At 68.3% G+C, this 19,160-nt stretch carries 17 protein-coding genes; 8 read left to right on the top strand and 9 right to left on the bottom strand.

Annotated features, from left to right (window positions below):
* Positions 1-16: 16 nt before the first annotated feature.
* From POL67_RS27225 to POL67_RS27235, 3 genes are all read right to left on the bottom strand, one after another.
* The gene (locus POL67_RS27225; protein ID WP_271922186.1) at positions 17-1,000 is read right to left on the bottom strand and encodes a hypothetical protein; all 984 of its coding nucleotides are present in this window, start codon (positions 998-1,000) and stop codon (positions 17-19) included.
* Between the two features lie 77 nt (positions 1,001-1,077).
* Entirely contained in the window at positions 1,078-2,049 is a 972-nt protein-coding gene (locus POL67_RS27230) for a hypothetical protein (RefSeq protein ID WP_271922189.1), read from the bottom strand.
* Positions 2,050-2,664: 615 nt separating this feature from the next.
* Entirely contained in the window at positions 2,665-3,573 is a 909-nt protein-coding gene (locus POL67_RS27235) for a LysR family transcriptional regulator (RefSeq protein WP_271922191.1), read from the bottom strand.
* 100 nt (positions 3,574-3,673) lie between these two features.
* Here POL67_RS27235 and POL67_RS27240 point away from each other — a divergent pair, with 100 nt between their 5' ends.
* The 5 genes from POL67_RS27240 to POL67_RS27260 all read left to right on the top strand — a co-directional run bounded on the left by POL67_RS27240 (position 3,674) and on the right by POL67_RS27260 (position 7,643).
* Positions 3,674-4,003: a nuclear transport factor 2 family protein gene (locus POL67_RS27240; RefSeq protein WP_271922193.1), complete on the top strand. Its 330-nt coding sequence runs from the start codon at positions 3,674-3,676 to the stop codon at positions 4,001-4,003.
* A complete protein-coding gene (locus tag POL67_RS27245; protein ID WP_271922195.1) occupies positions 4,000-4,788 on the top strand; it encodes an SDR family oxidoreductase in 789 nt (262 codons plus the stop codon). Before POL67_RS27240 ends, POL67_RS27245 begins: the two co-directional genes overlap by 4 nt.
* A gap of 72 nt (positions 4,789-4,860) precedes the next feature.
* Complete coding sequence (locus POL67_RS27250; RefSeq protein ID WP_271922197.1) at positions 4,861-5,058, top strand: hypothetical protein; 198 nt, start codon at positions 4,861-4,863, stop codon at positions 5,056-5,058.
* Positions 5,059-5,389: 331 nt separating this feature from the next.
* Positions 5,390-6,127, top strand: coding sequence for a hypothetical protein (locus tag POL67_RS27255; protein WP_271922199.1), 738 nt, complete (start codon positions 5,390-5,392; stop codon positions 6,125-6,127).
* 682 nt (positions 6,128-6,809) lie between these two features.
* Entirely contained in the window at positions 6,810-7,643 is an 834-nt protein-coding gene (locus tag POL67_RS27260) for a hypothetical protein (protein ID WP_271922201.1), read from the top strand.
* On the opposite strand, the gene POL67_RS27265 is transcribed toward POL67_RS27260, so the two are convergent.
* The 3 genes from POL67_RS27265 to dinB form a co-directional block, all read right to left on the bottom strand.
* Positions 7,644-9,578, bottom strand: coding sequence for a hypothetical protein (locus POL67_RS27265; protein WP_271922203.1), 1,935 nt, complete (start codon positions 9,576-9,578; stop codon positions 7,644-7,646).
* A gap of 388 nt (positions 9,579-9,966) precedes the next feature.
* The gene (locus POL67_RS27270; RefSeq protein ID WP_271922205.1) at positions 9,967-10,620 is read right to left on the bottom strand and encodes a succinate dehydrogenase/fumarate reductase transmembrane subunit; all 654 of its coding nucleotides are present in this window, start codon (positions 10,618-10,620) and stop codon (positions 9,967-9,969) included.
* A 51-nt stretch (positions 10,621-10,671) separates the two neighbouring features.
* Positions 10,672-11,931: a DNA polymerase IV gene (dinB, locus tag POL67_RS27275; protein WP_271922207.1), complete on the bottom strand. Its 1,260-nt coding sequence runs from the start codon at positions 11,929-11,931 to the stop codon at positions 10,672-10,674.
* A 140-nt stretch (positions 11,932-12,071) separates the two neighbouring features.
* On the opposite strand from dinB, the gene POL67_RS27280 reads away from it, so the two are divergent.
* Positions 12,072-14,411 carry an ATP-binding protein gene (locus tag POL67_RS27280; protein ID WP_271922209.1) on the top strand — a complete coding sequence of 780 codons (2,340 nt, stop codon included), beginning with the start codon at positions 12,072-12,074 and terminating at the stop codon, positions 14,409-14,411.
* 16 nt (positions 14,412-14,427) lie between these two features.
* On the top strand, positions 14,428-14,799 hold the full coding sequence (locus POL67_RS27285) for a response regulator (RefSeq protein WP_308789592.1): 372 nt from the start codon (positions 14,428-14,430) through the stop codon (positions 14,797-14,799).
* Here POL67_RS27285 and POL67_RS27290 read toward each other — a convergent pair.
* Complete coding sequence (locus POL67_RS27290; protein ID WP_271922213.1) at positions 14,767-16,146, bottom strand: cytochrome P450; 1,380 nt, start codon at positions 16,144-16,146, stop codon at positions 14,767-14,769. The genes POL67_RS27285 and POL67_RS27290 overlap by 33 nt on opposite strands.
* A gap of 178 nt (positions 16,147-16,324) precedes the next feature.
* Here POL67_RS27290 and POL67_RS27295 point away from each other — a divergent pair, with 178 nt between their 5' ends.
* The gene (locus POL67_RS27295; RefSeq protein ID WP_271922215.1) at positions 16,325-17,245 is read left to right on the top strand and encodes a hypothetical protein; all 921 of its coding nucleotides are present in this window, start codon (positions 16,325-16,327) and stop codon (positions 17,243-17,245) included.
* Positions 17,246-17,436: 191 nt separating this feature from the next.
* Here POL67_RS27295 and POL67_RS27300 read toward each other — a convergent pair whose 3' ends face one another.
* On the bottom strand, positions 17,437-18,399 hold the full coding sequence (locus POL67_RS27300; RefSeq protein ID WP_271920392.1) for a DDE-type integrase/transposase/recombinase: 963 nt from the start codon (positions 18,397-18,399) through the stop codon (positions 17,437-17,439).
* Between the two features lie 53 nt (positions 18,400-18,452).
* Positions 18,453-18,776, bottom strand: a complete 324-nt coding sequence (locus POL67_RS27305; RefSeq protein ID WP_271917931.1) for a transposase — start codon at positions 18,774-18,776, stop codon at positions 18,453-18,455.
* Positions 18,777-19,160: the final 384 nt, after the last annotated feature.

Here is a 19,160-nt window from a genome sequence, read left to right on the forward strand (position 1 = left end):
GTCGAGCCTGCAGCGTTCAGGGGACCAGCGAGAAGCAATAGAAGCCGCCGTACCCGCCGCCGGAGCCGACGGTGACCGAGCCCGGCTGGGGTCCGCCCATTTCGATGAGGTTCACACCCGGCGCGCAGCCAGATTCATTGAGCGAGGACATCCAGTTCGCGGCGCTTCCATCGCCGCCGCCCGGTCCGCCGCCGCCGCCGCCGCCGAACCGCGGCCACGAATGCCCCACGCGCGGCCGGCCTTCGCTCGCCAGATCCCCGAGGTTGCTCGTCCAGTCCTTGCACGTCGCGGTCGCGCTGAAGAGCGCGCCCTCGTCGTTCGTCCCGGTGAGCATGTCGTGGTTGTCGACCTGCGGCTGGTTCGGATCCGGCTGGTGGTTCGGGACGCCGTCCTCGTTCGGGAAATCATTGATGATGGCCGCGTCGGCCCCCGCGGGGCGCTCCTTCAGGAGATCGGTCTTGTTCGCCGCGAGCAATCGCCCGAGCCGGTCGTACCAGGGGCCTTCCCCGATACGATCCCGCGCGTTGACCTGCTGGCCGTCCTCGCCGGCCGTGGCGCTCAAAAAGGCGCGCCACGGCTTTTGCCCCGCGCCCGGCATGCTCGTTTCGGCGATCGTCGCGCAGATCTTGTCCGCGCCGCGCAGCCCCGCGCCCGCGCCCGTCTCGCCGAAGCGGAGGTCGCCGCCAAACCCCTCCGGGTTGCCCGAGAGCTCCTGCAACGCACGGAGGCTCGTCACGAAAAAGCTGAACTTTTCCGTCGTGCCGCCGCCTGCGCCCGCGTCGCCGCCGCTCCCGCCATTGCCGCCCCCATTGCCGCCCGAGCCTTCGCCGCCCGTACCGCCCGTGCCGGCCGAGCCGCCGCTTCCCCCCGACGCGGAGGACGAGCTGCTCCCGGAGCCGCCGTTCCCGAGCCCGAGATCCCCATTGCTGCTGCCGCAACCCATGACAAACGAGAGCACCACGCCGCCCAAGAGGGGCAGCGCAAATCGGTGTGCGTTCATGACAAGCTCCTTTCTAGAGCCCGCTGGATTCGTCCCAGCTCCTTCCTCGGATGCGCGGCATCCAGAGGGAATTCATTTCATTTGCAGGTGAGATCCGCCTGGCAGACCTGACCGTTCGGGCAATCGACGTCGCTGAAGCAGGACGTGAGCCCCGGGATCTGCACAGCCTCTTCGAGCGACGAGGAGACGACGAGGTCGATGCGCCCCTCCTTGATGGTCGCCCCGCCCGTCGTTTTTCGAACGACGACAATCGAAGGGAACCCCGCGACGCCGAGATCGAGGAGTTTTCCCACGAGCGCCGCAGAAATCTCCAGAGAACCCGTGTCGTCCGCGTCGCACTCGATCATGCCCTTCGTGCCGCCGTGGTGGCTGATGTCGAGTTTTACGTAGATACGAGAGCTACCGGCCTTCGCGGGCGGGGTCCAGGTGAGCGCGATGGGTTTGCCGGATTCGAGCGTGAGCGTCTCGCCGGCGAGCACGAGCGGGGCGATGCCGGTGCCTTCGAGCGTGAAGGAGCTGTAGTAATCGCCGCTCGCCTGGAACGTGAGCGCCTCCCCCTCGGCAAACGCAGGGAAGGGGAGCTTGACGCTCGCAGGAGGCTGATAAGCATTCACCACGGGATCCATGCTGAAGCCATCGTCGCCGGATTCGGTGTGCAGGCCCTTGACCGTGATTTTCCCCGCGCTGTGCGCGATCGGGTACGCCTGGCAGGTGTCGTCCTCCACGCAGGCAGCGCTTCCTCCACAAGGCGTGCTGCAAAAAGGAACCCGCGGCGTGGAGAGCTTGCAAGCGCCCTCCTTGGCAGCCTCCTCCCATATCACCTGCGAAGGCGTGGGCCCGTCATACACCTTGCCAAGCACCGCCGTGCTCCCCGGCGTCGCCGGCGTATTGTCGGTCGCGGGGACGGGCGGGACGAGGCGCACCTGGAAGGCGCCGATAAGGATGGAGGAGTCACCAGGCTCCGCATCCGGCGGCGCGCCGCCTCCACCGCCCTGGCCGCCGCTCCCATCCGGGGTTTCGCCGGAGGTCGAGCAGGCGACGAGAGGCAAACAAATCAGCCCAGCGAGGGTGCGAGCGGCCCGCCGCATTGAAGTTTTTTTCCGCGGATCTCGTCGTAAGCCAGGCCAAAGCATCGTCATGTGACGACCCTGCGCCAACCTGGTAAAGGTGTTGTTGTGTTCCCGTTAGCGATTGTTAACGCGTCGCGTGGTAACAGCAGTGCCCAGCATTGGTTCCCATTGAAGTCGTTGCGCCGGGGCGCCGCCCCGGACCCCGCGGGGGGCTGTCCGCCCCCTCGACCCCGGACCAGGGCACGGCCCTGGACCGAGGGTTGAAAAACTGCGCTCCGCGCAGTTTTTCAAACAGGCCCACGAAGACCCCGGGTTGCCAGCCGAACCCGCAGCGCGGCTGTCTCGGCGGGCAACGTCGTTGCTGGTCTTGACCCGGGCCTGTTCGAGGAACTGCGCATCGCGCAGTTCCTCGAGCTTGGGTCCAGCCCCTGGCGGAACAGCAGGCTACGACGGGCTGAGTGACCTCCACGCCCGCGAGCATGCGCGCCGCGGAGGCGTCCCGCCACGACGGGGTTCATGCAGGGGATACCGTCTCGCGAGTCCCGGGTCGGGCGTGGCGCCGATGCGGGTCGCGCCTTGCCGCGACGGTCCCCGTCACGCGTACTTTTTGCCGCGCCTTCTACCTATCTTTAGAAATTCGATTAGCACCTTGAGCTTGGGGGCGAGGTTCAGCCGGCTCGGGTAGTAGAGGAAATAGCCCGGGATGTGCGGGCAATACCCATCGAGCACCCGCACGAGTCGCTTCTCGGACACGAGCCCGCTCACCATGTCTTCGAAGACGTAGGCGAGTCCGACGCCCTCGACGGCGGCGTCTACCAATACCGATCCGTCGTTGGTCACGACGCGGCCGTCGACGACCAGCTCGAACTCCTTGTCGCCCTCGACGAACTTCCACCGGGCGACTGCGCCCGTCGACATGCGCAGACCAATGCACTCGTGCCCGTGAAGCTCGCGCGGATGCGTGGGCTTGCCTCGGCGCGCGAAGTAGTCCGGTGAGCCGACGACCACGAGGCGCTGGTCCGGGCTAACGCGAACAGCGATCATCTCGCGATCGAGGCTGTGGCCGAGGCGAATCCCCGCGTCGAAGCCTTCGACTACGATGTTCGACAGCGCCTCCTGGAGACAGATGTCGATTCGGATGTCGGGGTACGCGGCGAGAAAGGCCGCGAGCTTCGGCTTGATGACGTCGTTGTAGCCGGTTCGGAGCATCGTCAGGCGCAACAGACCCGATGGGCGTCCGTTCATGGCCATGAGCGACTCGAACGCGGCGTCGATGCCGTCGAATGCAGGCCTGAGCTGCCCGATGAAGTGCTCACCGGCCTCGGTCAAACCGACGTTGCGTGTGGTTCGTTGAACCAGGCGCACACCGACGCGCTCTTCGAGGGCGCGAACGATCTGACTAACGGCAGATGGCGTCACCCCCAGCTCGGCGGCCGCCGCCCGGAAGCTCCGCTTTTCGGCCACGCAGAGGAGGGCCCGAAGCCCGGATAGGTCGTCACGCATTGTTTAGCCTGGCTAACTATAGCATGCACGATTCCGCGCGTTCTCTTTTTTGTTTGGCGAGCTAGTGTCTCTGAAGCGAACAACGCAGAGGAGAACACTCATGACGCCCGCACTCCCCAAACCCATAGCCGCCTATGTCGAGGCAAACGCACAACTCGATGTGGACGGCATGCTGAAGCCTTTTGCCGCCGATGCGGTCCTCTCGGACAACGGAAAACGTCACGAGGGCCACGCAGAGCTGCGAACCTTGTTTGAAGACGAGGTGATCGCCGTCAAGGCGATCTTCACGCCGGATGCCGTTCGCCACGAGGACGGTCAGGTCGTGGTCGAAGGTCTTGCCCATGGCGACTTCAAGGGCAGCCCGATCCGCTTCACCTATCGCTTCACGCTCGAAAACGACGCCATCAAAGCACTGAGGATCACGATATGAACATCAAAGCGAATCCCGCGGAGTTCGCTGGAAAACGTGTGCTCGTCAGCGGCGGCAGCAAGGGTCTGGGCCGCGCCACCGTCGACCGCTTCCTGGCCGGGGGCGCCCGGGTTATCACTGCAGCCCGCGGAACCCTGGAGCCCATCGACGGCGTCGAGTTCGTCCGCGCGGATCTGACGACGGCCGAAGGCGGCGAGACCCTGGCCAAGGCGGCGCTCGAGCGTATGGGCGGCGTCGACATCCTCGCCCACGTGATCGGTGGCTCGGCCTCGCCGGGCGGCGGCTTTCTCGCGCTGACGGACGATCACTGGCTCGCCGAACTGAACCTGAACCTCATGGCCACGGTCCGCCTTGATCGCCTCTTGGCTCCGCAGATGATGGAACGGGGTGCCGGCGCGATTGTGCATATCACCTCTATCCAATCCATCCTGCCGCTTCCCGAATCGACCACTGCCTACGCCGCCGCAAAGGCCGCGCTCAGGACCTACAGCAAGTCGATCTCCAAAGAGCTGGGGCCGAAGGGCGTGCGGGTCAACGCCGTCTCCCCCGGCTGGATCATGACCGAGTCGTCCGTCGACCTTCTGAAGCGTCTGCAGGCCGCCAATGGCGGCACGGTCGAGGAGGCGCGGCAAGTAGTCCTTGATGCTCTGGGCGGTATCCCGATCGGGCGTGCAGCCGAGCCCGAAGAGGTTGCCGATCTCATTGCCTACTTGGCCTCGGATCGCGCCGCCGCGATCCACGGCGCCGAGTTCATCATCGACGGCGGCACCGTCCGGACCGTCTGACGTGGGCGTCTGCGCCGGGACGCTGTACCGGTGGTGGCATGATAGGCTGCACGGCCTTCTGGTGAAGGACGAGTGATCCCGCTCTTGTATGTGATGATCGATGAAGCGGGCGGGAGCGGGCTCATCTGTCCGATCAACGTCTACAAGGCGTCAGACGCGTTCCGTAAGTACCTCGACCGCGCGGGGCTGACGCGCCCGGACCTGCGCCAGCGAACGAGGATGCACATCCCGTTGACCATGCACGGCTTGCGAGCGACGGGCGCGACGTGAGCGGCGCGGTCGGGACGCTACGGGGCGATCGAGCTACGCCGGATCCTTGGCCATCAGAAGCAGGAGACCACGGACGTCTACTTCGATGAGGCCCAGCTCATGGGGCGGAACGTGGGCGAGGTCTTCCCCCCGCTGCCCGCTTCCCTCCTGAATCGTTCCGGAAAGCGTGCGAGCGGGGGGTAAGGTCTCGGATTTGTTGGGGGGCGGTTCCTGGGCGGACAGCCCCCTCCTGGGGTCTGGGGCAACGCCCCAGCTCCGCGGCTTCCCCTCGACGAGGGCCTTTGCGGTCCCTCTTGCGTTTTCCGGCTCACCGGCTGTACCGTCCGCTTTCATGAGATACCTCTCCCTCGCGGCCCTCAAGGTCGCGTTCGCGGATCTGTTCGGGGAACGTCATGCGGCGCTGGTCCAGTCGGGCGCGGGCAAGACGTACGAGCCCATTCTCCTCGCGAAGAAGCAGCAGATCGACGCGCTCCCGGTCGCCCTGACGGGGGGCAAGCCGCTCGCCGAAGCGATCGCGGAGGCCGACGACATGCACGACGGTTTCGGCGCGGCGATCTGGCACCTCACGGAGGCCTATGGCCGCTGGCCCAAGGCCCCGCCGCACGTGCGGACCGCGATCGAGCGGGTGCGGGCGGCGTTCATTCCGCAGCTCGATGATCTCCAGGCGACGTACGTGAAGGAGGTCCACGCCGCGATCGAGAACCGGAAGCGGCTCGAGTCCCTGAAGGCAGATTTGCAGCTCATTCCCGTCGCCGATGGGCGCACGCTCCTCGATTGGGTGGAAGGGTACGTGGGGGCCGCCGAGCAAATCGGCGCGCTGCTCAGCCAGCGGGCCGACGCGGACACGGGCGCGCGGCGCGACGCCGGCCGGATCCGCACGGCGACCCTGGCAGTGCTCGGCCGCTTCCGGGGCGCGCTCGGAGACGAGATCGCCGTGAACCCGGCCCTGCCGAGGGACCTGGACGCGCAGGTCTTTGGCTTCATCGACCAGCTCGGCCAGATGCGCGCGGACGCGCTCGCGAGCAAACACGCCTCCACGGCCGAGCCCGCTCCGGAAGGCATGCCCTGACGATCCCCGCCGGGTCCGAGCGATCGCACAGCGGAGAGATGACGATGACCTCCGGGGCCGATCGATCGGACATCGGGGAGCATGGCGACCACCCCCGCGTGCGATCGATCGGGCGTCGGGGTGGTCGCCGTCATGGCGCATGTACGATCGCTCGCACGTCGGGAGGGATGAGATCACACCGGCGTGCGAGCGGTGGGACGCGGGGAGGATGGCGTTCAGGACCGATGCCCGATCGAGCGTGCTTCGGAGGGAAGGTCATCCTGTGGGTGTGCGAGCGCTCGGGAGGCGGGGTGATCCGGACGTGGTTTTTGGCTTGGTCGTCGCGCCGGGGCGCTGCCCCGGACCCCGCGGGGGCTATCCGCCCAAAGGCCCGGACCAGGCACGGCCTGGACCGAAGGTGGAAGAACTGCGCGATGCGCAGTTCTTCCAACGGGCCCGTGGCAAGACCATCGAGGTGGGTTCCAAGCTGGCAACGGGCACACTGCCCGTTGAGCCCGCAGCGCCGCAGTCGCTGCTGGCAGGATCGTTTGCGGTCTTGTGCTCCGCGGCCCCCATAAGGTTGACCCGAGCAGCAACACGCCCCACCGCAATGATTGATCCGCCAGCAGGCGCGTGATAGACGCCACAGCGTCAACGGGCTGACGTGTGTCTCGTCTGGCCGTGCAACCTTCTGGTGAACCTGATGAAAACGACCATCTCGACGCGGAGGAGCGGCCTCCTCGGGCCGCTGTTCCTTTTGCTCGCGTGTGCAGGGCAGCTCGGCTGTGGAGCGCTGATCGCCGCCGTGACGGACTCCAATGGCGCGGATACGGACGAGGGCAAGGCGTGGCGCGCAGACTTCGCGAAGAAGTACAATGCCACCGTCGAGGCGTCGAAGAAGGACTTCGACTCGATGGAGGCGTACTTCAATGCCCTCGTCGAGGCGCAGGCCTGCTCCGATGCCAGCCACGGGACCCTGGAGGAAGGGTGGACCGTCGACACGGTCGAGGGGCCGATAAAGGTCGAGGAGGCCGAGCGGAACTGCGGGAAGATGCGGGACGCCATCCGCAAGAAGGGATCGACCGAGCAGGCATGTGGATATGCCTCGCTCTACGTGCGCGCCGGCGAGCAGCACCCCGGGACGGAGTGGACCACGACCATCATGCCCCTCCGGAACATCGGCAGCATGTCCGCGCAGAGATTCGACGGCGCCCGCCAGATCGTGCCCTGTGACCGCATGCCCGCGAAGGGCAACAAGCCAGCTCCCATCTGGAAAAAGGAGCACGTCGAAAAGGCCGAGTGGATCTGCGAGAAGGGCTCGGTCATCGTGTACGATTCGACCGATTGGGAGATCGAGACGACCACGCAGGACAACGAACAGTATCTCGTCCGTCACCTCGACGGCGTCTGCTGGTATCCAAAAGCGCCGGTCGGCGAGGAGTTCGACGTGCCCCCGCCCTGCCGAGACGACGGGACCCCGCCAAACGACGAGACATTTAGCTGTCTCACGAAGGCGGGGAAGCTCGTCGTCAAGTGATCACTTCGTAAAGTCGCAGTTCCCGCCCGCGCAGCCTTCGGGCACGGTGATCTTCGGCGCGCCGGCCCAGACCGATTTCAGGTACGCCGTGATCTGCTGGCGCGCCGCGTCCCCGGCCGGGCCGCCCGTCGCGGCAAAGCCGTGGATGTCATACGCATCCTTGTCCGCCGTCCTGTATTGCGTGAGGCCGCTCTTGCCGACGATCTCGGAGGCCGTCTCGACGCCGAGGATCGGGCTCAAGACCGCGCCGACCTGGCCCGCGCCGACCGCGACCGAAAGCAAGGCGGTGCCCTCGTTCGGCAAGATCGGGTCGCCCATGCTCTCCTGAATCAAGTACGCCGTCGGCTCTTCGGGCATGCGGTCCGCCCAGCTCGATCCGTCGACCTCGTCCCAGTTCGATTGGCTGAGCGCGAGCGCAAACCCGACGTCGAGGTCGCCGCCGTACGTCGTGCGCAGGAGGCCTCGGACCGTGGAGTACACGTTCGAGCCGGGGATGAAATGGGTCCAGCCAGCGCCTGGGACGTTGAGGACGCCGTAATGCATGTCGGGGTCGACGGAAGCGTAGACGAGGCCGAGCGTGCCGCCGAGCGACCCGCCGGCCCAGACCGGGGTGCTGCTGTCGGGCTTTCGGCCGATGAGCGGGTTCGCCCCGCCGTCGAAGGTGGGGCCCGAGAGCAGCTCGCCGAGCGTCGTCTTCATCGCCGCCTGCACGGCCGCGCCGTCGGCGATGGCCTGCATGAGCCGCGCCGTGGAGCGGTGCGTGGCCTCGGCCATACGCGTCATCCCGACGAACGTCTCGATGACGTCGTCGCCGGTCCAGCCGTCGAAGCGAATGCCGACCTTGCCCGTGCCATTCAGGCCGAGCTCCTGGTCGAACGAGCTGTCGTCGACGTCGCCGCCCATGCCGTGGCCGAACATGACGAACCGGTAATTGCCCGTGCCGGCCGGGACCATGACGCGGAAGGGCGCCTCGTGCGTGCCCTTGGCGACGACATTGCCGGCCTCGTCGACCAAAAGATCACGGTCGTCTTCGAGGAACGACGGGAGCCCGACGAGCCGGCCCCGCACGACGGCCGCGACGGCCGCATTCGGATCCCACGAAACGGAGTCGATTTCGATGGTGACCTTGCCCTGGGAGACGGCCTCGATGGCGCCCTTGCGCATGGCCGTGAGGCGCTTCGTAGCGTCGTCGCCGGAGCGGGTCGTGAAATCGAAGACACGAAGGACACGCGCCGGATCGATGCCCGCCTCCGCGAGGAGTTTCCGGGTGGGCGCGTGGTAGGCGCGGAGGTCGGCCTCGGCCTGCGAGGTCGGGGTGGCGAGGCCAAGCGCGACGCGGGTTTGGTGCGTCGGCGCAATGGCGGCGCCGTCCTCCATTTTGAGGTCGTCGAGGACGACGGCCACGTAATCGGCGCCGGGTTCGAGCGGGCGCAAGGGGTAGCCGAGGAGGAGCGTCTCGGTGGCCGGATCCTCGCCCGGAATCGTGGAGAGGCGCACGGGGACGGCTTCGCCGCGGCGCGCATGGTCGTGCTGCGCGAGGAGGAGGCGGACGGGTCCCTCGGTGGGGGAGGCCGCGGCGGGCACAGCGACGGGGCCGGCAAACCCCACGGCGAGCGGAGTTACGCGGGAAAAGCCGTCAGCAAGGGCGAGGGAGCGAGGATCGTCGTCGACAGGGAGGCTCTCGGCCTCGACGTGGAGGCGGACGCCCGTAGCCGTGGAGGCGTCCTTGGCGAGGTGGGCGCTGGAGGGCCAGGGCAAGAGGCACCGAAGCTCGTCCGGGTCGCCACACGGGGCCGTGAGAGGCGCACGGGCCCCCTCAGCGCGGTCAGGCGCGGTGAAGACGGGCGTCTCCTCATCCCCGCCGCAACCGGCGAGAGCGAGGGCGAAGGCGAAGAAAAAGCGCGGCGCGCGGGCGCCAAGGGAATGGATGGGCATGGCGAGACCACCCTAACGGAGCGGTCAAGCCGAAGACAACAGGTGGATTTTCGCAGCGGGAGCGGCGCAGAGCTGGGGCGTTGCCCCAGGCCCCAGGAGGGGGCTATCCGCCCCCTCCACCCCGGACCAGCCAGGGGCTGGACCCAAGCTCGATGAACTGCGCTCCGCGCAGTTCATCGAACAGGCCCGGTCAAGACCGGCAGCGACCCTGCCCACCAAGACAGCCGCGCGGCTGGTTCGGCTGGCGACCCGGCTTCTTCATCGGCCCGTTTGAAAAACTGCGCGGAGCGCAGTTTTTCAACCCCCGGTCCAGGCCGTGCCTGGTCCGGGTCGAGGGGCGGACAGCCCCCGCGGGGTCCGGGGCAGCGCCCCGGCGCGGCGGCCTCAATCAGGCGCCGGCGCGCCAGAGGGCGTAGATGGCGCCCCAGGACATGGCGAGCAGGACGACGAAGAAGGCGTAGGAGAGACGCTCGATCGTGCGGATCGACTTGCGGCTTGCGGCGAGGCCCCAGCCCATCGCGAAGGTGCCGATGCCATTTGCGAGGTGGTAGGCGACGCCGAGGGTGCCGAGGATGTAGACCACGAGCGTCGGCATGTGGTGGTGCATCTCGTGCGAGATGTCCGAGAAGGCCTCGGCGTGGCCGAGCAGCAGGCGCGGACGGAGCATCGCCAGCCAGATGTGCGCGCCGAGGAAGAAGAGCACGCCGACGGCGCTTGCGCGCTGGAGGATGTACCGGAGGTTGGCGAAGTAGCCGTAGCGCTCGTTGTTTGGGCGCATGCTCTTCAGCCGGCCGAGGCCCCACACCGTGTGAATCACGAGGGGCAACAGGACGACGAGGAGCGTGATCCCGTGCGCGACGGGGTGCGCATGCTGGGTGACCGACGTCTGCCATGCCTCGGCGCCTTGGAAGGCCGCGAGGTTGTCCCACACGTGGTTCACGGTCCAGACGCCGAGGGGCGCCACGGCGAGGAGCGATCCGAGGCGCGAGGAGACGAACGTCCGGCGCGCGCCGCGGGAAACATCGAGGGTCTCGGCCGACATGCGCTCGCCTTAGTAGCTTTGCGCGGGAATGACAAGAGGGCTTGCCGACCCTCACCCGCGGCCCCTCTCCCGCCGGGAGGGGGAGATGGGGGAGGGCGCGTCGAAGCGCGCGGCGCCGATTTTCCGTCGGGCCTCGTCGTCTGCGCCGCTGCCTTGGCCGAGGCCTGCGACGTCGGCTGGGATGACGGCGGCGGGGCCGAAGCGGTCGGCGATGCGGTCGAGGACCTGGTTGAGGCGCTTCGAGCGCTGCGCGCCCTGGTCGAAGAGCGGGAGCTGGCCCCCGCCGCGGCTGAGCTCCTGGGCCGAGACGCCCGTGAGGCGGACGCGGCGGGACAGGGGCAGGCCGTCGAGGAGCGCGAGGGCTGCGCGGTGAAGGAGCGTTCCGTCGTCGGTGGGCTCGTCGAGCGTGGTCCGGCGCGTGACGAGGGTGTGGTCCGAGAGCTTGATCTTCAGGACCACCACCCGCGCCACGAGGCCTGCGCGGCGCAGGCGGCGGCCCACGCGCAAGGCCTGGGCGTGGACGTGCGGGGCGAGGGCGGGGGCGCCCTGGAGGTCCTCCTCGAAGGTGTCCTCGGCGCCGAGGGATTTTTGCTCGCGGTCCGGGACGACGGGGCGATCGTCGCCGTGCCCGGTCGCGAGGGCGTGGATGTGCGGGCCGAGCTTGCCGAGCAGGACCCCGAGCGAGACGGGATCCCGCGCAGCGACGTCGCCGATGGTGTGCAAGCCCTGCGCGCGCAGGATCTCCTCGGTCTTCGGCCCGACGCCCCAAAGGCGCGAGACGGGCAGGGGCGCGAGGAAGTGCGTCGTGTCCTCGGGCGCGACGATTCGCTGGCCGTTTGGTTTGGCGAGGTCGGAGGCGATCTTTGCGACGAGCTTCGAGGAGGCGACGCCGGCCGAGGCGGGGAGGTGCACTTCGTCGGCGATACGCGCGCGGATGTCCGTGGCGATGGCCTCGCCGGTGCCGAAGAGCGCGCGGGAGGCCGTGACGTCGAGGAAGGCCTCGTCGAGCGAGAGGGGCTCGACGAGCGGCGTGACGGACTCGAAGATGGCGTGGATCTGCTCGCTCGCCTCGACGTACGCGGCAAAACGTGGGGGGACGACGACGGCGGAGGGCGCGAGGACGAGCGCGCGGGCCATGGGCATGGCGCTGCGGACGCCGAAGCGGCGGACCTCGTAGGAGGCGGCGAGGACGACGCCGCGGCGCGGGTGGCCGCCGACGATGACGGGGCGGCCGCGGAGGCGTGGATCGTCCCGCTGCTCGACGGAGGCGTAAAACGCATCCATGTCGACGTGCAGGACGACCCGGCTCATGGGCCCACGGTATGACACGGCCGGAGCCGCCGCGAGAATGTTCGCATCCGAAAAACGCGGCCGGGGACGCCCGCGCGTGGCGGCGGGCCCCGGTGTTGCTTCCTCGGCGAGGCAGGGGTTCGACAGGGGGGTCGGAAGCCGTGGCGACGAGCGAGGTCGACATCGGCGCCGCGGCGCTCGACATCAGCGCCGAGGCGCTCGAGGAGTGCGCGCGGGAGCCGATCCACGTCCCGGGCTCCGTGCAGCCGCACGGCGCGCTGCTCGCCGTGCGCGAGGACGATCTGCGGGTGGTGCAAGCAAGCGAGAACACCCGCGCCCTCGTCGGCGTGGACGCGCGCGCGCTCCTCGGTCAGCCCCTGCGGGCCTTCCTCGATCCGGGGTCGTGGGATCAGTTCGAACGAGCCCTGCGGCAACCCTCGCTCCGCAAGGAGAGCCCGCTCTTCCTGCGCTTCGCAGGGCTCGCCTTCACGGCGATGCTCTACCGCTCGGAGGGGCTCGTGGTGCTCGAGCTGGAGGCGTCGGGGCCACCCGAGGAGAACCGGATCGCAGGCACGCTGCAGGTGCTCCTCGCGCGGCTCTCGGGCGCGCGGACGGTCGTCGACCTGCTCCGCAGCGTGGCGAACGAGGTCAAGGTCCTCACGGGCTACGACCGGGTGATGGTCTACCGGTTCCACGAGGACCAGCACGGCGAGGTGGTCGCCGAGGCGCGCGAGCCGGAGCTCGAGCCGTACCTGGGGCAGCACTACCCGGCCTCGGACATCCCCGCCCAGGCGCGCCGGCTGTACACGAAAAACCTCGTCCGGTGCATCCGGGACGTGGAGGCGATCCCTTCGCCCCTCGTGCCGCCGGACAACCCGCGGACGGGCCGCCCGCTCGATCTGAGCGACGCCTGGCTGCGCAGCGTCTCGCCCGTGCATGTGCAGTACCTCCGCAACATGGGCGTGAGCGCGTCGATGTCGATCTCGCTCCTCCGCGATGGAGCGCTGTTCGGGCTCGTCGCGTGTCATCACCGCGCGCCCCGGCTGCTCGTGCCATCGCTGCGTGGCGTGTGCGAGGTGCTCGGGCGCGTGGCGTCGTTCCAGATGGAGATGCTTGATCAGAAAGAAGCGGCAGAGCAATCGGTCCGCGCGAGCACGCTGGCACAGCGCTACGTCGAGCGGGTCGCGGCGCAGCTCGGCGCGGCGACCCACCGCGCAACCGCAAAAGGCGAGGCCGAGAGGGGCCTGCTCGGGCAGGTCTCGTCGCTGCTCGGGTTCGTCGAGGCGACGGGCGTGGCCGTGGTGGACGAGGCGCAGGTGGCGACGGCCGGCGTGACGCCCGCGGCGGAGGACGTGCGGAGGATCGTGGCGTGGCTGCGGGAGACGATGAAGGAGCCGATCTTCGTGACGGACGCGCTCGGAGCGGAGCTGCCCCTCGCGCGCGCGCTCGCGCCCGTGGCGAGCGGGCTGCTCGTGACGTCGTTCAGCCCGGAGGGGCGGACGATGTCGATGTGGTTCCGGCCGGAGATCGAGCGGACGATCTCGTGGGCCGGTGATCCGCGGAAGCCGGTGTCGCGGGATCCGAACACGATGCGGATCGAGCCGCGCCGCTCGTTCGAGGTCTGGCGGCAGACGGTGAAGGGGTGCGCGGAGCCCTGGAAGCCGTGGGAGATCGAGGCCGCGAGCGCGCTGCGCGCGGCGGTGGTGAGCATCGTGCTCGGGCAAGCGGCGGATCTCGCGCGGCTCGCGACCGATCTGCGGGCCGCCCTGCGCGCGCGGGACGATTTCCTCTCGGTCGCGTCGCACGAGCTGCGCACGCCGATCGCGACGCTGCGGCTGACGCTGGAGGCGCTGCAGCGCGCCGCGGCGCGGGGCGGGGAGAGCGGGCTCAGCCGGGCGGACGCGATGCCGCGGATCGAGATGGCGATGCGGCAGGTGGAGCGGAGCGCGGCGCTCGTGGATCAGCTCCTCGACGTCTCGCAGCTTTCCTCGGGCAAGCTCTCGCTTTCGTTCGCGGAGACGGATCTCGGGGCGCTCGTGCGTCGGGTGGCCGAGCGGCTTTCCATGCAGGCCGCGGCGGCGGGCTCGACGCTGGAGGTGCGGACGGAGCCGGACGTCGTGGGGCAATGGGACGAGGGGCGGCTCGATCAGGTGGTGACGAACCTGCTGACGAACGCGATCAAGTACGGCGCGGGGCGGCCGGTGACGATCGAGGTGAGGAGGGGCCGGCGCGAGGCCGAGCTCGTGGTGAGGGATCGGGGCATCGGCATTCCGGCGGAGGCGCAGGCGCGGATCTTCGAGCGGTTCGAGCGAGCGGTGTCGGCGAGCCATTACGGCGGCTTTGGCCTCGGGTTGTGGATCGTGCGGCAGTTCGTGGAGCAAATGGGCGGCCACGTGTCGGTCGCCTCGACCGAGGGGCAAGGCGCGACGTTCACGGTGTGCCTGCCTCTCGCCCGGCGCGCCACGCCCGAGGGGGAGGGCCAGGGCGTTGCCGGGGCGTGAGCGCCGCGTGCTGGTGGTGGACGACGACGAGGATCTTCGCCGAACCGTGACGATGGTCCTCGCAGAGGAAGGGTACTCCGTCCTGGAAGCCGCGAACGGCGCCGAGGCGCTGACGCGGCTGCACGACGGGCCGCTGCCGGACGTGATCCTGCTCGACCTGATGATGCCGGTGATGAACGGGGAGCAATTTCGCCGCGCGCAGCGGGCCGATCCGTCGCTCGCGGAGGTGCCGGTCGTGCTGATGACGGCGGCGGGGTCACGCGCGGTCGAGCCGCTCATGGCGCTCGGCCCGACGCGCGTGCTGCACAAGCCGGTGGGGCTCGAGCCGCTCCTGGAAGCGGTGGACGAGGTGGCGTCAGGGCGCGGCCGCAACGGGCGCGCGAAGTAGCTCGGGCTTCGGCGCTGGCTCGTACGCGACGACGACGGGGCCCTGGGGGCGGAGGGTGATCATCGGCATGAGCGAGAGCGGGCGCCGTTCGAGGAGGCGGACGCGGACGCGGCGAAGGATCGTGGCGAGGACGATGGTGGCTTCGAGGAGGGAGAACTGGTTGCCGATGCAGATGCGAGGTCCGCCGCCGAAGGGATAATACGCGAAGCGAGGGAGCGAACGTTCGAGGCCGCCGAGCCAGCGTTCGGGGAGGAAGCGCTCGGGTTCGGGGAAATACCGGGCGTCGCGGTGGTTGACCCACTGGCTGATCCAGAGCTGGGTGCCCTTGGGGATGCGGTAGCCGGCGAGGGAGGTCTCTTCGATGGCCTCGCGGCCGATGGCCCAGGCCGGCGGATACAGGCGCAACGTTTCGAGGATGACGGCGCGGGCAAACGGGAGGCGCGCGAGGTGCTCCGTGGTCGGGAGGGCGTCGCCGAGGACGGCGTCGCTCTCGGCGCGGAGGCGCGCCTCGACGTCGGGGTGTTTCGAGAGCTGGACGAACGCGTAGGAGAGGGCGAGGGCGGTGGTCTCGTGGCCCGCGAGGAAGAGGGTCATGAGCTCGTCGCGCATCTCGCGATCGGAGAGGCCACGGCCCGCGTCATCCTCGGCCGCGAGGAGCATGGAGAGCAGATCGGAGCCGCCGCCGCCGCGCGCCCGCCGCGCGCGGACGACGCCGAGCAAGACGTCGTCGAGAACGGCAATGGCGTCGCGGGAGCGGCGGTTGTCGGGCAAGGGGAGGTGTTCGAGCCAGGGGAAGAGGGTGATCGAGCCGTCGCCGAATCGATCGACGACGACATGAAGGGCGCGGGCGACATCGGCCGCGCGCGGGCCGACATCGCTGTCAAAGAGGGCCTTGGCGACGATTTCGAGGGTGAGGCGCATCATGTCGGCATGGATGTCGCGGACTTCGCCCGGCTGGAGGGAGCGGGCAAAGCGGTCGGCCGCGAGGGCCATGTCGTTGCCGTAGGCGGCGATGCGCTCGCGGTGGAACGCGGGCGCGAGGAGGCGGCGGTGGCGGAGCCAGATGTCGCCTTCACTGGTGAGGAGGCCATCGCCGAGGACACGGCCGAGGCCGCGGGTCATGCGGTCTTTCCAGAAGCGGCGGTGCTCGGAGACGAGGACACGTTCGATGTCCTCGGGCTCGCGGAGGAGGAAGGCTTCGATGGGGCCGAGGCGCATGCCGACGATGCGGCCGCGCGCGGCGAGGTTCATGAGGAAGCCGAGAGGATCCTGGCGGTAGGCGATGATGTGGCCGGCGAGGGGAAGGGCGCCGGGAGCGAGGGGCGGCAGGGGGGCGGGCGGGGACATGCGGGCATCGTAGCCGGAAGTGGGGGGAGCGGAAGCGGCAAAGGAAATCTGATTGTGTACCGTTTCGAAGCTGCGCTATCGCCCGTCGAAGCTGAGCATGTCGACGAATCGACCAGCGGGAGCGTTGACCTCGCTTCCGCGTCCGGACTCCGCACAAGCTCCGCCCCTTGTCGCCGCCTTGAAAACGTATATTGTCGATCGGGTGAAAAAGACGGCCCTCCTCGCGCTTTCCATGGGCATCTTGGCTTGCGGCCCGAGCGTTGAAATCACCGAAGCGGCTTCCACCGGGGCTCGCCCTCGCCCCGATGCATGCACTCCCGGTGCGGCTCTGAAGCTCGCGTCGATCGACCGGAAAGAGCTCTCGCCGCCGCCTGCCCCGGTGGGCTCCATGGTCCTCGATCCCAAAGCGAGCCGCGCGCTCATCATCGGCGGCATCGCGCTGAAGGGCGGTGGTCCTGCGAAACAGATCTCGGCGCTGGACCTCGCCTCGCTCGAGCACCACGTCCTGTCCCTCAAAGGCGATTCGGTCGAGGTGCCCACGTTCGCCGCGGCGATATGGGATCCCGAAAATGAACGCGCCGTCGTCATCGGCGGCACGGGAGGCGCCGCTGATCTGGCGCAGGTCTTCGCCGTACGTGTCGAAGGGGATGCGGCGATCATCGATCAACTCCCCGAGTTCCCGATCGGCTCTGCCTCGGCTCCCACCGCCGCGTACGATCCAATCGGCAAAAGGGCCCTCGTTGCAGCGTTCATCCATGCAGACGATCCAGCGCTCACGCTCGCCTACCGCGGGACCTACGCGCTCGACCTTCGGCCAGGCGCCGAGAGTTGGTCAACGCTCGTTCCGGGGGAAGCCGGTCCGCCAGCGCCGCAACTGGGCGAATCGCGGCAAATGGCTTATGATCCCGCGCTCGATCGGATGGTGATGGTCCGGAGCGGGAAGTCTGGGCCGGCTGGCGTGTGGACGCTCGACCTTCAAAACCCCACGTCATGGATAAGTTTGGCGGGGACGCTCCCTGTGTACTGGTTCCCCGTGAACAGGATGCGGTCCCGGTATAGTAAAGTAAAACCTCTCCAAGGCAAGTCACAAGCGGCCTGAATTCGCGAGGCCCACGCGCCACCGAGAGTGCCACCGTGCTCGCGTTGGGCAACTCGCGTCCTCGCCATCCTCGCCGGGTTTGGCTTCCAGGCGGCCGCGGTTGCTGCCCGGCGCAGCCCCGAGCATCTCGCCGCGGCTGCGGGTGGCTCCGGGCGCGAGATTGCCCTTTGCTGCGCGCGGCGGCTCCGCGATTATGCGGGCGATGGGCAGACGGAGCCTCCGGCGGGGGCTCGGAGCTCCGGATGCGCAGCCGCCCTCGCTGCCAGGCGACGCTGCCGCCGCGCCTCACGAGCTGCCTCGAGCTTCGTGTCACGTGCGGCCCAGATGATATCGGCTCGGCCCGCGAGCGCGTCGTTCGGTGTGATGTACCCGATGGCGCTGTGCAAGCGCACGCCGTTGTAATGGTCGACGAAGCGCCCGACGATGCGGCGGGCATCCGCGAGCGATGACGGCGGCGTCACCCGAATCGCGTCGCTCTTCAGCGTCCTGTGCCAGCGCTCGATCTTGCCATTCGACTGGGGGTAGTTGACCGAGATGCGCACGTGCGTCATGCCCGCGATTCGGATGAACTCCTTGAAGTCCTTCGCGATGAACTGCGGGCCGTTGTCCGAGATGATGCGTGGCCTTTCGTCAGGGTACTTCTCGCGCGCACGCTGTGCGATGCACTCGACATCCAACTCGGTCATCGCTTCGCGAATCTCCCAATGGACGATCGCGCGGCTGGCGCCGTCGAGCAGCGAGCACAGGTAATAGAACGTGCCAGCTACGTTCAGGTAGGCGATATCGATGTGCCAGTGCTCGTGCGGCCTGAGCGGCTGCACGAAGCCGGTGCCCTTCTTCGACGCGCCCCGCTTCCAGCGGTCGAGGCGGCCTGCCGCCGACAGCACCCGATAGGTGGTCGAAGGACTGACGGCGACGACGTCCTGGTCCAGCATCATGAACGTCAATCGGCGATAGCCCTCGAGCGGGTTCTTTGCGTGGAAGTCGAGCACCTTCTGCCGCTCCTCGGGCCCGATCCAGAAGTCGCGTGGCACATCTGCATTGTGCTCGTTCGCCTTACCGTAGCGCTTCTTCCAGTCGAAGAACTTGCTGCGCGCGACGCCGAGCCAGCGAATGAAGCTCTCCCCGATGATATTCGTCTTGTCGGCCCACACGCGGACGAAGTCGACGACCTCGTCACGCGTGTCGTGGGGAACCCACCGGCCGGTCAGGGCTCCCCAAGTTCTTTTTTCAGCTTGACGTATTCCTCGGAGATCTCCGCGATCACCGCGTCCTTCTTCGAGAGCTTGGCCTCCAGCTGCGCGACGCGCGCTTCGAGCTCACGCTCGCGTGCCGAGGGCTTGTCCTTCGGCGGCCCATCGAACACGACGGCCGCGTTCTCGAACAGCTGCCGCTGCCAGGTGTAGAAGAGGCTCGGCTGCAGCTTCGTCTCGTCGCAAAGGCTCGAAACGGGCACCTTCTCCACGTGGTGGCGCTTCAGCAGCGCGGCCTTCTGCTCGCTCGTGTGGTTTCTTCGGATTCGCTTCGGCATGAACGGTTTGTCCTCGACCGTGTAGCACGGCGGTCAGGTTTGTCCCGTTCCGAGGGAGGCAGAACACCTGCTCTCCCCGTGTCCACGCCGTCGCTCCTCTGGGACGAGGTCTCGTGCTCGTTTCTCTCGTTCACGCGTACCCCGAATGCGTGTGGCTTCGACGCTTGGGCGATCGACGCCGCTGCCACGCTCTTCGCACCAAGCCCCCTCGGGAGCGCCATGTTTGGTCCCGGTGGGCCCGGAAATGGAAGCGTCTTGCTCGATGCCCCTCGAGATCGGCTCCTGATCCTAAACGGCAGCGATTGCACGGAGGATAACTACCTAAATACCGTCGAGATCGTCGGAATCGAGCGAGGGCCGTGACTGTCATGCAGCGATTCGACG

The organism is Polyangium mundeleinium (assembly GCF_028369105.1).
Classification (GTDB): domain Bacteria; phylum Myxococcota_A; class Polyangia; order Polyangiales; family Polyangiaceae; genus Polyangium; species Polyangium mundeleinium.

Bases quoted from the DNA above. Each gene is read 5' to 3' on its own strand.
- POL67_RS27265 (WP_271922203.1), bottom strand. From the start codon at position 9,578: ATGCCCATCCATTCCCTTGGCGCCCGCGCGCCGCGCTTTTTCTTCGCC.
- POL67_RS27260 (WP_271922201.1), top strand. From the start codon at position 6,810: ATGAAAACGACCATCTCGACGCGGAGGAGCGGCCTCCTCGGGCCGCTG.
- POL67_RS27255 (WP_271922199.1), top strand. From the start codon at position 5,390: ATGAGATACCTCTCCCTCGCGGCCCTCAAGGTCGCGTTCGCGGATCTG.
- POL67_RS27225 (WP_271922186.1), bottom strand. From the start codon at position 1,000: ATGAACGCACACCGATTTGCGCTGCCCCTCTTGGGCGGCGTGGTGCTC.
- POL67_RS27305 (WP_271917931.1), bottom strand. From the start codon at position 18,776: ATGCCGAAGCGAATCCGAAGAAACCACACGAGCGAGCAGAAGGCCGCG.
- dinB (WP_271922207.1), bottom strand. From the start codon at position 11,931: ATGAGCCGGGTCGTCCTGCACGTCGACATGGATGCGTTTTACGCCTCC.
- POL67_RS27290 (WP_271922213.1), bottom strand. From the start codon at position 16,146: ATGTCCCCGCCCGCCCCCCTGCCGCCCCTCGCTCCCGGCGCCCTTCCC.
- POL67_RS27240 (WP_271922193.1), top strand. From the start codon at position 3,674: ATGACGCCCGCACTCCCCAAACCCATAGCCGCCTATGTCGAGGCAAAC.
- POL67_RS27235 (WP_271922191.1), bottom strand. From the start codon at position 3,573: ATGCGTGACGACCTATCCGGGCTTCGGGCCCTCCTCTGCGTGGCCGAA.
- POL67_RS27245 (WP_271922195.1), top strand. From the start codon at position 4,000: ATGAACATCAAAGCGAATCCCGCGGAGTTCGCTGGAAAACGTGTGCTC.
- POL67_RS27270 (WP_271922205.1), bottom strand. From the start codon at position 10,620: ATGTCGGCCGAGACCCTCGATGTTTCCCGCGGCGCGCGCCGGACGTTC.